The sequence below is a fragment of the Marinomonas sp. 5E14-1 genome (assembly GCF_039939215.1).
Taxonomy (GTDB): Bacteria; Pseudomonadota; Gammaproteobacteria; order Pseudomonadales; family Marinomonadaceae; genus Marinomonas.
In genome coordinates this window covers 207684-222260 of the sequence record NZ_JBDXMW010000006.1, presented here as the reverse complement: position 1 = coordinate 222260, position 14577 = coordinate 207684, and the positions used below count along the sequence as shown (strand labels likewise).

The following is a 14577-nucleotide window of genomic DNA, read 5'->3' as shown; positions in this document are numbered from 1 at the left end:
AAATAGAATGGCCTGTTGAGTTTTAGTTGGATGTGAAATATGGTGGATTTATATTAATTAAATCGGCTGGGAATGAGTAATTCTACAGCCTCGTTGGCGCCTACGAAGCTAAAAAAGGCATCGAGAAGTTGGTAGAAAGGTCTAGAATGCCAAATTCTCACGGATTTCCAAATCCAGCACCTGTCACCATCGCAGCACCAAATCTTTTATCCCCAATGGAGACTTTGGCCACCAATTTCGACGTAACCATTGAAAAGTCTCAACATTTTCACCAACACTACCAAGGTATTGCCATTCACAAAAATTATCTTTTCCTAAATTATGCTGGTATTTTGCAACCAAGCGAAGCCGATGACATACACTTGGATTCCTCTGAAAACGAGCAATTAGCTCGCACTTTGCTTTATTTAGAATAAACCCATAATTTGTTCTTAGGATATTGTTTTATAATAGGTTTATTTGAATTTCTTAATGAAAAATATGATCATAGATTAAGAATTAATATTAATTATGGGAATCTAAAAAGTCATTTTTATAAAATAAAAGCCTGTATCGCTCTTGACTTTGTAAAGAAGAAATTGAAGCTCAAAAGTAAAAAAGCCAAAATTGTATAAAATATGCACGATTATTTAAAAACACCTCTATTTTTTCGAAATAAGCTTGAGTACAAATTTTCTTACACAAAGTTATCCACAGGATGTGAGTGCAGTGTTACCTTATAAGGTAACCAACTAATTTCTAAGAATATTCTGCGTTTTTCTTTCTGTATGCTCGATTTCAGTGCTTTTTGTACCTCGTAATTCATTAACAAGTACGTATTATTGAGTGATCAAAAAGCAACATATTGAGCAAAGCAACGAGGAGAATGCAATGAAAGTCAGCTTCATCGGATTAGGAACAATGGGCTACCCAATGGCAGGCCATGTCAGCAAAGCCGGCCATGATGTCACTGTATATAATCGCTCAAACCAAAAAGCCCAAACTTGGTGTGAACAGTATTCAGGAACGTCTGCATCAACACCTGCATCAACACCTGCATTAGCAGCCCAAGAAGCAGACATTGTCCTAACTTGTGTTGGTAATGACAATGATTTACGCGCCGTATATTTAGGCGATGACGGTGCGTTTCAAAATGCTCAAAAAGGCACCTTATTTATCGATCACACAACCGCTTCTGCAGAAATCGCCAAAGAGCTAGAGCAAGCAGCACACGAGCGAGGCTTCTTATTTATGGATGCGCCGGTTTCTGGCGGCCAAGCAGGTGCGGAAAATGGTGTATTAACCGTCATGATCGGTGGAGAGCAAAGCAACTTAGACAAAGCTCAATCAGTATTAGATTGCTATGCAAAAGCTACCACTCTGATGGGACCAGTCGGTAATGGCCAACTAGCAAAAATGGTAAACCAGATCCTGATCGGTGGTGTTTTATCCGGTTTATCAGAAGGTATTCGTTTCGCACAGAAGGCCAATTTAGACATCGCAACCTTGGTCGACACATTAAAGTATGGTGCAGCAGGCTCTTGGCAACTGGAAAACCGTGGCGAAACCATGGCGAAAGACGAGTTTGATTTTGGCTTCGCTATAGAATGGATGCATAAAGATTTGAGCCTCTGCTTAACTCAAGCCGAAAAAATGGATATCACTTTACCTCTAACAGAAGCAATTGATCAGGATTACCAAGACTTAATACAAGAAGGTCGAGGTCGCCAAGACACTTCTGTATTAGTGAAAGCATTCGATAAGAAAGCTTAATATTGAAGCTTTCTGGTTATGATTCAAAGCCCACTGACTCTCACTTAATGGGCTTTTTTTAGGTGTAATTCAGCTTTGTTGTCTAACATCATTCTTCCACGAGCAAGCTCTCTATTCTGTGTTTCAACAACTAAGCAGAGCGTAACAAGACCTTACTTTTGTCTATCTTATTTTTCATTTTATAAAAAAAGCATACTCTTAACCTCCATCATTACTCTGTATAAGAGAAAAAAAATCCTTTTATAACAACGTCCTACACATTTCACGCACATTCTTTATTCATTAGATGCATAGCGCATATCGTTATTTCGATTGGTCATTTAATAACGCTTCCGTAATCTTTAGGGAGGCAACTTTCGGACGACCTTGATTATTCAAAGGCGTTTAAGTGGCTAAATGGGGCTCAAGGATGAGATAGAACAACCCAGTTTAAACAAGTATTTAAGCTAGGCTGTATTTCTAATAAGTACATCATAGACACTTTCCCTACTATTAAAAATCACAAAAGTAACGAATACCTTGATTCGACTTCCCACGTGTTCGCACGATAAATAATTATGTTAATTGGAGAGTTACAATGAAAAAAGGGTTAGGAAAACTGACGCTTGCACTCATAGCCGCTGGAGCAATCAGTACATCTGCTCATGCAGCAACCACATTAGTTTACTGTTCAGAAGGTAGCCCTGAAGGCTTTAATGCTTCACTTTACACTTCTGGTACAACGTTCGACGCGTCTTCTAAAAACATGTTTAACCGTTTGCTTGAGTTCAAACTGGGTACAACGGAAACAGAAGCAGGTTTGGCGGAAAGCTACGATGTATCAAGCGATGGCCTTGAATACACTTTCCATTTACGCAAAGGCGTAAAATTCCATTCGACAAAAGATTTCAAACCTACGCGTGATTTCAACGCCGATGACGTTATTTTCTCATTCGATCGTCAAGGCAATAAAAACAACCCTTACCACATGGTTTCTGGTGGCTCTTACGAGTACTTCACAGCAATGGGTATGGACACGTTGATAAAAGAAATCGTGAAAGTCGATGACTACACGGTGAAGTTTGTGCTTAACAAACAAGAAGCACCTTTCGTTGCAAACATGGCAATGGACTTTGCGTCTATCTTCTCTAAAGAGCAAGCAGATGCGTTATTAAAAGCTGGCACACCTGAAAAACTAGACAGTGATCCAGTTGGCACAGGTCCTTTCCAAAAAGTTCAGTACCGCAAAGATTCTTTGATTCGCTACACAGCCTTCGAAGATTACTGGAAAGGCAAAGCGAAAGTAGATCGTCTTGTTTTCTCTATTACACCAGATGCGTCTGTTCGTTATGCGAAATTAAAAGCAGGTGAATGTGATGTAATGCCTTATCCAAACCCTGCTGATATTCAGCAAATGGCAGCAGATCCAAACATCAATTTGTTAAGCCAAGAAGGTTTGAACGTTGGTTACCTAGCGTTTAATACAACGAAAAAGCCTTTCAATGATATTCGAGTTCGTCAAGCATTGAGCCTAGCGATAGATAAAAATGCCATCATTGACACGGTTTTCCAAGGTGCTGGTAAAGTAGCGAAAAACCCTATTCCACCAACTATGTGGTCTTACAACGATAACGTTGTAGATTATCCATACGACCCAGTAAAAGCGAAAAAACTACTGGCTGAAGCAGGTTACCCAGATGGTTTCTCTACCAACATTTGGGCAATGCCAGTACAACGCCCATACAATCCAAATGCTCGCCGTATGGCCGAAGTTATGCAGGAAGATTGGTCAAAAATTGGCGTAAAAGCTGAGATCGTTTCTTATGAATGGGGTGAATACCTAGATCGTTCTAAGAAAGGTGAACACGACACGGTTCTATTAGGTTGGACGGGAGATAATGGTGATCCAGATAACTTCTTAGCAGTACTTTTAAGTTGTGAAGGCGTTGGTGGCTCCAACCGCGCACAATGGTGTAACGACGAATTCAACAACTTATTACTAGCAGCAAAACGCACTTCAGACAAAGCTGAACGTACTAAGTTATATGAAGAAGCTCAAGTTGTCTTCAAACGTGAAGCGCCTTGGATCACGACGGCTCACTCTGTTGTTTACGAACCAATTCGTAAAGAAGTAAAAGGCTACAAAGTGGACCCACTTGGCGGCCACTATTTCCACAGCGTGAGCAAATAACACGCGTTTAGGAAATCGTCCTTAATTGGACAACATAGAAAATGCCTACTCGCTGGGACGTGAGTAGGCATTTTGTTCATAGAGCAAACCAGATTAAACCTATCTTTAATCAAACCACTGTTCGAATCCCAGTGATGTGCTCCTATAACACGGTAAGAGAATCAGTCCTTTATGTTTCAATTTATTTTTCGTCGCTTAAGTCTCGTTATTCCGACGTTCCTCGGAATAACCTTATTGACCTTTACCCTTATTCGCCTAATACCGGGTGACCCTATTGATGTTATGGCCGGTGAACGTGGTGTCAGTGCAGAGCGCCACGCTGAATTAAGCGCTCAACTCGGCTTTGATAAACCATTATATATTCAATACTTTCGTTATGTGGTGGGCGTTCTACAAGGTGACTTAGGTAACTCTTTGGTTACAAAAGAGCCTGTCATGAGTGAATTCTTAACCCTATTCCCTGCCACTATAGAATTAGCAACCTGCGCCGCTATTTTTGCCATACTCGTTGGCTTACCTGCCGGTATTTTTGCGGCAGTAAAGCGCGGAACCATTGTGGACCATTCTGTCATGACCTTTTCTCTGACAGGCTATTCAATGCCCATTTTCTGGTGGGCTTTACTATTGATGCTGATATTTTCAGTCAATCTTGGATGGACACCTGTTTCTGGGCGGATCGACGTCACTTATTGGATTGAAGACATTACAGGCTTTATGCTGATCGACACGTTTTTATCTGATGAGGAGGGTGCTTTCTCTTCTGCCGTGTCTCATCTTATCCTGCCAAGTATCGTACTTGGCACCATACCAATGGCTGTTATTGCTCGTATGACGCGTTCTTCCATGTTGGAAGTACTAAGCGAAGATTACATACGTACCGCTCGAGCAAAAGGCATCGCGCCTTGGCGAGTCATTGTTATTCATGCTTTGCGCAATGCGTTGATTCCCGTTATTACCGTCATTGGTTTACAGGTTGGTATTTTGTTATCAGGAGCCATTCTGACCGAAACAGTATTTGCTTGGCCTGGTATTGGCAAATGGCTGATCGAATCCATAGGACGCCGTGATTATCCAGTTGTACAAGGCGGTATCTTAATTGTCGCTTGCATTATTATTGTCGTAAATCTTCTTGTTGATATTACTTACGGCATTGTAAACCCACGTATTCGACATAGCCGATAAGGAGGCGTTTATGACTACATCTATCGAAACGTCCACAGAAAACCACGAACTTACCGCACCTATTCCTATGACACCGCTGCAAGAGTTTTGGCACTACTTCAGCAGCAACCGAGGTGCGCTTGTCGGCCTGATTGTCATCGCACTGATTTTCTTTATGGCGATTTTTGCCAACTTCGTTGCGCCCCACTCACCGTCTGATCAATATCGTGACGCTTTACTCTTACCACCCGCTTGGTTAGAAGGTGGAAATTGGTCATTCATTTTAGGAACCGACGATGTTGGTCGCGATATTTTGTCACGCCTTATTCATGGCTCTCGACTCTCTATCGCTGTGGGTATTGTGGCAGTGACCGCCTCTTTGGTGATGGGGATTTTACTTGGCCTTGTGGCTGGGTATTTCAAAGGCATGATAGACACAGCAATCATGCGCATCGTCGACATCATGCTGGCCATGCCAAGTTTGTTGCTAGCGATTGCGATTGTGGCGATTTTGGGGCCAAGTATTGTAAATGCTGCGTTGGCGATTTCCATCGTCTCATTGCCTCATTACGTGCGCTTAACCCGCGCTGCAACCATGGCTGAAATGTCTCGTGACTATGTAACCTCTTCACGGGTTATTGGTGCTAGTCCATTGCGCCTGATGTTTATGTGTATTTTGCCAAACTGTTTAGCACCTTTAATCGTGCAAGCCACACTGGGATTCTCAACGGCAATTCTTGATATGGCCGCATTAGGTTTTCTTGGTCTTGGCGCACAACCACCAACCCCTGAATGGGGGTCAATGCTGGCTAACGCTCTGCAGTTCGTACAACGCGCATGGTGGGTTGTAACCTTCCCAGGTTTGATGATTTTGATCACCGTATTGGCGTTTAACCTCATGGGCGATGGCTTACGCGACGCTCTTGACCCTAAATTGAAGCAGTAGGAGAGGTTCAGATGTCACTGTTACAGTTGGAAAATTTAAGCGTTACCTTCGGCCATTTTCGCGCCGTGGATAATATCAGTTATAAGGTTGAAGAAGGGGAAGTTCTTGGCATCGTTGGGGAGTCTGGTTCAGGGAAAAGTGTCAGCTCTTTGTCTATCATGGGATTAATTGACTTCCCGGGCAAGGTGAGTGCAAACCAACTCACTTTTGATAACCAAGACCTACAAGCCATACCAGAAAAGCAACGTCGAAAGCTAACAGGCTCAGACATTGCAATGATCTTCCAAGACCCAATGACGAGTTTGAATCCATGCTTTACCGTGGGTTATCAAATCATTGAAGCGCTAAAAACGCACCAAGGTGGCAGCAAAAAAGAGCTAAAAGTTCGCGCTATTGAGCTGCTTACCCAAGTCGGCATTCCGGCCCCTGAATCTCGTTTGGACAATTACCCTCATCAGCTTTCTGGCGGCATGAGCCAACGTGTGATGATCGCAATTTCTATCGCGTGTAACCCACGACTTTTGATCGCTGATGAGCCGACAACGGCTTTAGACGTCACAATACAAGCTCAAATCATTGATCTGCTAATTGACCTACAACGCAAAAAGCAAATGGGTTTAGTACTGATTACGCACGATTTGGCACTTGTGGCGGAAGTAGCGCATCGCGTTATCGTGATGTACGCAGGACAAATTGTTGAGTCCGGCCCGGCATCAGAAGTCTTTAGCACACCAAGACACCCATATACTCAAGCTTTGCTGGCCTCTTTGCCCGAGTCAGCCGCTGGTAAATCTCGCCTTGAAGCGCTTCCTGGCGTGGTGCCAGGTCAATATGACCGACCTCTTGGCTGCTTGTTAAGCCCTCGCTGCCCTTATGCCACAGATCATTGCCGTAAAGTGGAACCTGAAAACCAAGGCGACCTTAACCGTCAAGTAAAGTGCCACACGCCATTGAACAGCGAAGGGAGACCAGCCGCATGAATCAACAAGACATCGAACTCATTCTAAAAGCGGATGACTTAAAACAGCACTATCAGGTAAAACAAGGCTTACTGAAACCAAACGCTGTGGTAAAAGCCGTTGACGGCATCAGCTTTCAGCTTGAAAAAGGCAAAACGCTGGCGGTTGTTGGTGAATCTGGTTGTGGTAAATCAACTCTAGGCCGTATGCTGACCATGATTGAAACGCCAACCAGTGGTAGCTTGGCACATCTAGGTGAAGACTTATTAACCTTAACAAAAGATGCTCAAAAGAAACTTCGCCAGAAGATTCAGATCATCTTTCAGAATCCTTATGGTTCTTTGAATCCGCGTAAGAAAATTGGCGCGATTTTAGAAGAGCCTCTGGTTATTAACACCAATTTGTCAAAAGCAGAGCGTAAAGAAAAAGCCATCTCTATTATGGCTAAGGTTGGCTTGAAGGCAGAACATTATGATCGTTATCCGCATATGTTTTCTGGCGGTCAGCGCCAACGAATTGCGATTGCCCGTGGTTTGATGCTCGACCCTAATGTGATTGTCGCCGATGAACCCGTTTCAGCCCTCGACGTGTCCGTGCAAGCACAGGTATTGAACTTGATGATGGATCTTCAAGAAGAGTTCGGCTTGAGCTATGTGTTCATCTCTCACGACTTGTCTGTGGTCGAACACATCGCCGATGACGTAATGGTTATGTACCTTGGTAAAGTGGTTGAACAAGGTTCCCGTACACAATTGTTCGAGAATCCAAAGCACCCTTATACCTTGGCATTGCTTTCCAGTACGCCGCAGCTGTCTCCAGAAAAGCGTCGCACGCGAATCAAATTAGAAGGCGAACTGCCTTCTCCTTTGAATCCACCTTCTGGGTGTGCTTTTCATGGTCGTTGCAGTTATGCCAATGATCGCTGTAAAAGCGAAACACCAATATTGAGATTAGACAGTAATGATAGCCAAGAACAAGGCCATCTAATTGCGTGTCATGCGGTAGAAGAGAATCGTACAGAAAACTACACGCAGAATGTTGCTTAAAAAGAATTGCTCACAGAGAGCCTTTTAGCGTCCGCAAGGGCGCTTTTTTTTACCTCAACCTAACCCTCTATAATCGCAAACAAAAAAGGCGAGAAAGAAAGTCATTTTAAATGGCTTATCTTATCTCACCTTTTTCATTGATCTTTTTTGTAGATCAATTAGCTTTCAACAGAAGCTTCTTTCTTCTCATTAAATCTAAGTGCCGTGTACACAGAGAAAGCAGTTAACACTAAGGAGAACAAAGCAATCGGTCTTTCGTATAGGAATGACCATGAACCTTCATATAAAAGCAGTGATTTTCTTCAATTCGTTTCCGCCTACTCTTTGAATGAGATAGAAGCAAGAATACGTCGATCACCCTCAAACGGCTGACGAGCATGAAGTACTGTGTGATTATTAACCCACAATACATCGCCATCTTTCCACTTGAAATTCACACATTGTTCATCCATAGCAGACACTAGCTTATTAAGCTGTTCTTCATCCATGAATTCGCCATTCGCTGTGGCAACCGCTTTTTTACCTTCATTACGGCTATCATTCCAACCTGTAAATACAGCCACAATGGAGTTAAAGAAAACCTTCTGTTGAGTTTCTTCATCATAGCGAATGGCAGAAAGCACTCGAGTTTCTGTACGAACATTACCATTATCTAACCACTCCCAAGTCATTCCCGCTTCGCGCATTTTTTCTTCTGCTTCTTCACGAGTTTGCACCAAGAAAGTGTCTTTCCAAGAACGACCAATCGCAGACGTTATGTCTGTTACTTCAGGCATCACGCGAATATAACGCACACCTTGGTCTTCAATTTTTTTCGCGAATTCAGGAGCAATGTCGAAGAAAGTCTTGCAGATTTCTCCTGAATGCAAAATAGACGTTGCGCCTCCTTTCTCTGCTGCCGTCTCACAATAGAAAAAAATGTAACCAGGAGGTGTTGGTACTTGTGCCATCTCGTGGTGAAAAGGAATTTTTTCTGAAGCTGGAGACTCATTCGCCGTCACAATTCGGGATTCTGTCACCTGTGAACGCGGTGCCGCGCCACCAACATAAGGCATGTTTTTGTAATTCGTCTCATTAAGCATTTGCTCAAAATCATCAGAATTAACAACTGGAAAGTCTCGGAACAAAACCGCACCATGCTTAATCAATTTTTCGTGCAATTCCGCTTTGTTCTCTTCGACCCAATGAAAAAAGGTAGACGCATCCTTTTTCACTTCGTCATTATGAGGCGTTACTAGCAAAGGAAAATCCAACCCATTTACTTGTTTTTGTTCTTCTAGTTTGGAAATTACGACACTCATTATTTACTCCTAATGAAAGTAATAGTGTTTAATGAATTTCTACCATGGCATGAATCAATGGTAGATGAATTATTAAGCCACTCTAATCCGATTTAAGCATTAAGTAAATCAATAGTGAATGAATTTAGGTTAGAAAATCCCACAAAATCATTTAAGACATTGATTTACAATACTTATATTTTTTATTCAGAAAAGCTAAAACCTTCACCTGTCAAAGAAATAGCCTGCCCCATTTTTGAGGAATGTTGAGCTGCTAAACCAATCACAACCGCTTTCAAACCGTCTTCAAGAGAAACATCTACAGGTGCACCTTCTGTGATGGCTTTGAAGAAACCAAGATGTTGATAAAAAGTGGAACCATTATGATCACCAGCGTCTAACAACTTATCGTCTACAGGAATGTCAGCCTCAATCGGCCCTTTAGGAGCGCGTGGGCTTAATACAACTTTAGGAATAGGAGCAGGACCTAAAGTTTCTTTTGGCCAAAAGCGGCCTGGGCCTGGCACAAAGCACTCAAGTTTCGCATCTGAGCCAATGGCACAAATTTCTTCTTGGTAGCGCGAACCTTCTGCGAACATATTTAGATCCAAACAAGCACGCTGACCATTTTCAAAGTCCGCGATCACAAACGCATTATCAATGATATCAGGAGCTTGTCCGTCATAACTTTCATCAAGGTGATTACAGTCTTGTCCAGTGGATGCATAAACACGCTTCACTTCGCTCTTTGTTAGCAAACGCATTAGATCAAAGAAGTGACAGCATTTTTCAACTAAAGTGCCGCCAGTCTTACTGTTAAAGCGATTCCAATCATCCACTTTTTCTAGAAATGGAAAGCGGTGCTCTCGAATATTCAGCATGGTGAATTTGCCAATGTCGCCATTCACAATTTGCTTTTTAAATTGAGCAACAGGCGGCATATAACGATATTCCATTGCAACCCAAATTGGTGCTGGGTGCTTCGCGGCAGCAGCTCGAATTTTAGCGACTTGCTCTAGGCTGGTGACAACTGGCTTTTCGACAAGAATTGGCAGCGAGGTTTGCTCAAAAAGCTGTAATAGCTGATCGGCATGTTGGTAGTTTGGTGTTGTAATAACAAGGGCTTCAAGCTCAAGGTTAGCATTCAGCATGTCATCTAGATTATTGAAGAAGTGCGCATCAGAGACCAATTCCGCACAACGTTTTTGCATTTCTTTATTTGGCTCTGTGATTGCAACTACCTCAGCGCCATCAATAAGCGCAAGATTTCTCAAATGCTCTTGTCCCATCATTCCACAGCCAAGAATGCCATAACGAACACGCTTTTCCATATCTAACCTCTTGTTTTTATTTATGTTAGTTTTGTTTTTTTAATTATTTTTTAATGCCAACGCGCAACATATCGACATTTTCTTGGGTCATACCAAGTAAATGAAAATTCTTCGACTTTACCTTCGTTTGACCAACTACGACGATGTACCTTCGGCATGATGGCTTTATTTTCTAAGCCCAACGCCTCAGAAACCCATTCAGGCGACTCGCCACAATCCACTTCGTCTTCTACTCGGCTAATCCAAAAAGAGAATTGCTCTCGATAGTGGAGATAAAGAGATTCATGTAGATCTTTTGGTTTGAGCTTTGGGTCATGATCATGACGGAACCAAATCTGCTCCATCGCAACCAGTTCTCGGTTCAAATATCTTGCCCGCTTAACACACCAGAGCTTTCCATCACCTTCAACTTTTAACTGCAGTTTAACAAAGGCATCATCATCGGCCGTAACCGACAAAATATCCGCTGTAGGAATACCGCCGCCAGTGAGGGTTTCTAAGTGAAAGAACTGATAAACAGCACGTCCACTTGGCGCTCGTTTCACATAGTTTCCCGAGCCTTGTCTACGTTCTAATAGACCATCCTCTTCAAGCTTTTTTAAAGCTTTCCGTAATGTACCAATGGCAACTCCAAGCGTCGTGGCTAACTCAGCTTCAATAGGCAAACGGTCACCAGGAAGCCATTGCCCTGCCGCAATCTCTCTGTTCAACAGTTCACTAATCTGAATAAACAAAGGCAATTGCTTCGCTTGCTTCTTTTTTTCCAAGTGTTGTTTTTCCACTCTGTCTCCTGAGCTTTTCTGTTAATCATTCGCATTTGAAATACCTATTTTTCCTATTGTTAGGCTTATTTTTTCATTTAGCGATACTTTTCACAAAAATTCATTCACCATTGATTTACATCATTAGAATACACTGATAATGTGAATATACAACTACTGGTATTAACAACGAAATCTCTCCGTTGAACCAGTAAATCAAAACAATAATAAGATACAGACAACCTACATCAAAGAATGAAGGTTACAGTCTTAGGGAAAATACAATGCAAATGATTCAACTCGGAAAATCAGACGTACAACTAAGCCGTTTAGTTTATGGAGTGTGGCGTCTTGCGGATGCAGCAGATGCTTCAACGCAGCACGTACGAGGAAAAATTGATTTGTGCCTAGATCAAGGCATTACTTCTTTTGATCACGCCGATATTTACGGTGATTACGAATGTGAGCAATTATTTGGTCAAGCGCTTGCTCAAGACCCTTCTTTACGCTCTAAAATGCAACTTATTTCCAAATGCGACATCGGACTTATCTCAGATAAATTCCCAACTCGTCGTGTGAAGCTTTACGATACAAGTGCCACTTACATTAATGCGAGCGTTAAAAAGAGCTTACAAAACCTTTCTACAGATTACCTAGATTTGCTACTCATTCACCGTCCGGATCCATTCATGAACGCAGCAGAAACAGGCGCAGCACTTGATGCTCTGATCGACAGCGGTAAAGTTCGCGCGGTTGGTGTATCTAACTTCGAAGTTTGGGATTGGCGCTTACTGCAAAACAACATGAAGCATCCTTTGGTCGTCAATCAGGTGGAAATGAGCCTGTTAGAAAGAAACGCGTTCACTAATGGAAACTTAAGCGCAATGCAACTGGATTCACTCACACCAATGGCGTGGTCACCACTTGCTGGCGGCGCATTGTTTGCCGACACACCAGAAACTCGTCGCTTAGCACCATTATTTGAACGTCTAGCCAAAGAACAAGGCGCATCATCTGACCATATTGCACTTGCTTGGTTATTGGCGCACCCTGCAAATATTCTGCCTGTTGTAGGAACAAACAATACACAGCGCATTAAAGACTTGTCTAAAATCTTAGATATCTCAATAGACCGTGAAACTTGGTTCGAACTTTGGACTGCCGCTGCAGGCCAAGAAGTGCCTTAATTCGTTACCCTTTAAACAAGAAAAAATAATAACAATGTTTATTGAGGGAGAAGAAAATGGTCATTCTTAGAACCTTGGTTACTGGCATAGCGACCATCAATTTTCTGTTAAGCCGTATCGGCCGAAGTGTTGCTTGGATGTTAGTAACTGCAATGATTTCTGTGATCTTACTGCAGGTGTTTTGCCGCTACGTTATTGGCGACGCACTGCCTTGGCCAGAAGAAGCAGCAAGAGCACTGATGATTTGGATGATGGCGATGGTTTCTGGTGAAGCCTATCGTCGTGGTTCTTTCGTTGCTATCGATATGTTTTTACAAGCCTTGCCTGAAAAGGCTTCTAGCTTATTGAAGTTGGCTTTATTATTGATGGCTGGCATCGCGTTAGTGAAGCTGACGTCAATGGGAATAGACTTCTTTGAACGTGGCTTTCGTAGCCGCGCCGCTTCTATTCATATTTCTCGTGCTTGGATTTATCTGGCGATGCCTGTGTGCTTTTTCACTATGTTACTGGTCAATATTGAACTCTGCTTACGCGAGTTGGGTTGCTTCTTGGGACATAAAAAAGAGTTTCAGATTGCTATGGAAGTTCGTGCCGATGCGAATCCAGACTAACCTCTGATGTTCGCGAATTGCCTCGCATCTTAAACAGCAAGGCAGAAAATAATAATAAAAAAGAGAAACGAAAATATGCTAGCTCTATTTTTACCTTTATTCCTCGTTCTGTTACTGGTTGGTATGCCCGTATTCTTTGCCATGCTTATGGCGCCGGGTTTAATGCTTTATGCCACCGGAATGGAACGTGATGTCGGCTTGTTGTTTCGTAATATTTATAACGGAGTTGATTCCTTTCCATTGATGGCGATCCCTTTCTTCATGCTCGCAGGTGAGCTGATGAACCGCGGTGGCATCACCATGAATTTGGTCCAATTTTCCCAATCATTTATCGGCCACGTTCGCGGTGGTTTGGCTCACGTGAATATCATGTCGAGCATGTTGTTTGCAGGCTTGTCAGGCTCTGCTGTTGCGGATACGTCTGCGATCGGTTCTATGATGATTCCTGCGATGGAAAAGAATGGCTATAGCCGAAAGTTCGCCGCAGCAATTACGGCGGCGTCGTCTGTAATCGGTCCAATCATCCCACCGTCCGGCATTATGATTATTTATGCATACACAATGGAAGTGTCTGTCGCCGCCTTATTCGCAGCCGGCATTGTGCCAGGTATATTGATCGGTGTTGGCTTAATGTCCATGGTTGCCTTAATGGCGAAGAAGTATGACTTCCCTGTTGCTGGTCCTAAATCCACTTGGACAGAGCGCGGCCAAGCAACTAAAAATGCCATCTTCCCTTTGTTTGCTCCCGTTATCATTTTAGGTGGCATCATCGGTGGTATCTTCACACCGACTGAAGCTTCTGCTGTCGCTACCGCTTATGCGCTGATTATCAGTGTCTGGGTAATGAAGACAGTTAAATTAAGAGACTTGCCGCATATTTTCATCAAAGGTGCGCAAGCATCCGCTGTGGTACTTCTACTCGTAGGTTCTGCGATTGCGTTTAAGACGGTTGTTAGTTTGTCTCACAGTGCAGAAATTTTAGCGAGCTGGGTACTGACGATCAGTGAAAACCCATTGATGTTGTTGTTCTTGATCAACATTTTATTGTTCGTTGTTGGTATGTTCTTGGATGCGGGCCCAGCCATCATTATCTTGGGCCCCATCTTAGGGCCTATCTTTATCAACATTGGCGTTGATCCAATCCATTTTGCCATCATTATGAGTGTTAACTTGACCGTCGGCCTAGCAACACCGCCCATGGGGTTGGTGCTCTTTGTCGCCTCCAGTGTCTCTGGCGAACGTATCGAAAGCATCTCTAAAGCTATATTGCCATTCTTGGCTGTTGAAGTGGCAGTGATCTTTTTGATTACCTTTTTCCCATCTCTATCCATGACGTTACCAAGGCTACTCGGGCTGGTATCTGGATAGTTTGA

Annotated in this window: 13 protein-coding genes; 10 read left to right on the top strand and 3 right to left on the bottom strand. The window is 42.9% G+C overall.

Annotated features, from left to right (window positions below; all coding sequences use genetic code 11):
• Positions 1-146 precede the first annotated feature (146 nt).
• The 7 genes from ABFY09_RS07780 to ABFY09_RS07750 all read left to right on the top strand — a co-directional run bounded on the left by ABFY09_RS07780 (position 147) and on the right by ABFY09_RS07750 (position 8034).
• Positions 147-416 carry a hypothetical protein gene (locus tag ABFY09_RS07780; RefSeq protein ID WP_347983736.1) on the top strand — a complete coding sequence of 90 codons (270 nt, stop codon included), beginning with the start codon at positions 147-149 and terminating at the stop codon, positions 414-416.
• A 454-nt stretch (positions 417-870) separates the two neighbouring features.
• Positions 871-1752, top strand: coding sequence for an NAD(P)-dependent oxidoreductase (locus ABFY09_RS07775; RefSeq protein WP_347983735.1), 882 nt, complete (start codon positions 871-873; stop codon positions 1750-1752).
• A gap of 577 nt (positions 1753-2329) precedes the next feature.
• Entirely contained in the window at positions 2330-3922 is a 1593-nt protein-coding gene (locus tag ABFY09_RS07770) for an ABC transporter substrate-binding protein (RefSeq protein ID WP_347983734.1), read from the top strand.
• Between the two features lie 171 nt (positions 3923-4093).
• On the top strand, positions 4094-5104 hold the full coding sequence (locus ABFY09_RS07765; RefSeq protein ID WP_347983733.1) for an ABC transporter permease subunit: 1011 nt from the start codon (positions 4094-4096) through the stop codon (positions 5102-5104).
• 10 nt (positions 5105-5114) lie between these two features.
• Positions 5115-6029, top strand: coding sequence for a dipeptide ABC transporter permease DppC (dppC, locus tag ABFY09_RS07760; RefSeq protein ID WP_347983732.1), 915 nt, complete (start codon positions 5115-5117; stop codon positions 6027-6029).
• 11 nt (positions 6030-6040) lie between these two features.
• Positions 6041-7009, top strand: coding sequence for a dipeptide ABC transporter ATP-binding protein (gene dppD / locus ABFY09_RS07755; RefSeq protein ID WP_347983731.1), 969 nt, complete (start codon positions 6041-6043; stop codon positions 7007-7009).
• Positions 7006-8034, top strand: coding sequence for a peptide ABC transporter ATP-binding protein (locus ABFY09_RS07750; protein WP_347983730.1), 1029 nt, complete (start codon positions 7006-7008; stop codon positions 8032-8034). The genes dppD and ABFY09_RS07750 overlap by 4 nt, the downstream gene beginning before the upstream one ends.
• A 317-nt stretch (positions 8035-8351) precedes the next feature.
• Here the strand turns inward: ABFY09_RS07750 and ABFY09_RS07745 are convergent, their stop codons facing one another.
• From ABFY09_RS07745 to ABFY09_RS07735, 3 genes are all read right to left on the bottom strand, one after another.
• Positions 8352-9335: a TauD/TfdA family dioxygenase gene (locus ABFY09_RS07745; RefSeq protein ID WP_347983729.1), complete on the bottom strand. Its 984-nt coding sequence runs from the start codon at positions 9333-9335 to the stop codon at positions 8352-8354.
• Between the two features lie 182 nt (positions 9336-9517).
• Positions 9518-10645 (bottom strand): Gfo/Idh/MocA family oxidoreductase, encoded by a 1128-nt coding sequence (locus ABFY09_RS07740; RefSeq protein WP_347983728.1) that lies wholly within the window; start codon positions 10643-10645, stop codon positions 9518-9520.
• A 50-nt stretch (positions 10646-10695) separates the two neighbouring features.
• The gene (locus ABFY09_RS07735) at positions 10696-11427 is read right to left on the bottom strand and encodes a GntR family transcriptional regulator (protein WP_347983727.1); all 732 of its coding nucleotides are present in this window, start codon (positions 11425-11427) and stop codon (positions 10696-10698) included.
• Between the two features lie 263 nt (positions 11428-11690).
• Between ABFY09_RS07735 and ABFY09_RS07730 the strand changes: the two genes are divergently transcribed.
• From ABFY09_RS07730 to ABFY09_RS07720, 3 genes are all read left to right on the top strand, one after another.
• Entirely contained in the window at positions 11691-12593 is a 903-nt protein-coding gene (locus ABFY09_RS07730; RefSeq protein WP_347983726.1) for an aldo/keto reductase, read from the top strand.
• 56 nt (positions 12594-12649) lie between these two features.
• Positions 12650-13204: a TRAP transporter small permease subunit gene (locus tag ABFY09_RS07725; protein WP_347983725.1), complete on the top strand. Its 555-nt coding sequence runs from the start codon at positions 12650-12652 to the stop codon at positions 13202-13204.
• A gap of 75 nt (positions 13205-13279) precedes the next feature.
• Positions 13280-14572, top strand: a complete 1293-nt coding sequence (locus tag ABFY09_RS07720) for a TRAP transporter large permease (RefSeq protein WP_347983724.1) — start codon at positions 13280-13282, stop codon at positions 14570-14572.
• Positions 14573-14577 lie beyond the last annotated feature (5 nt).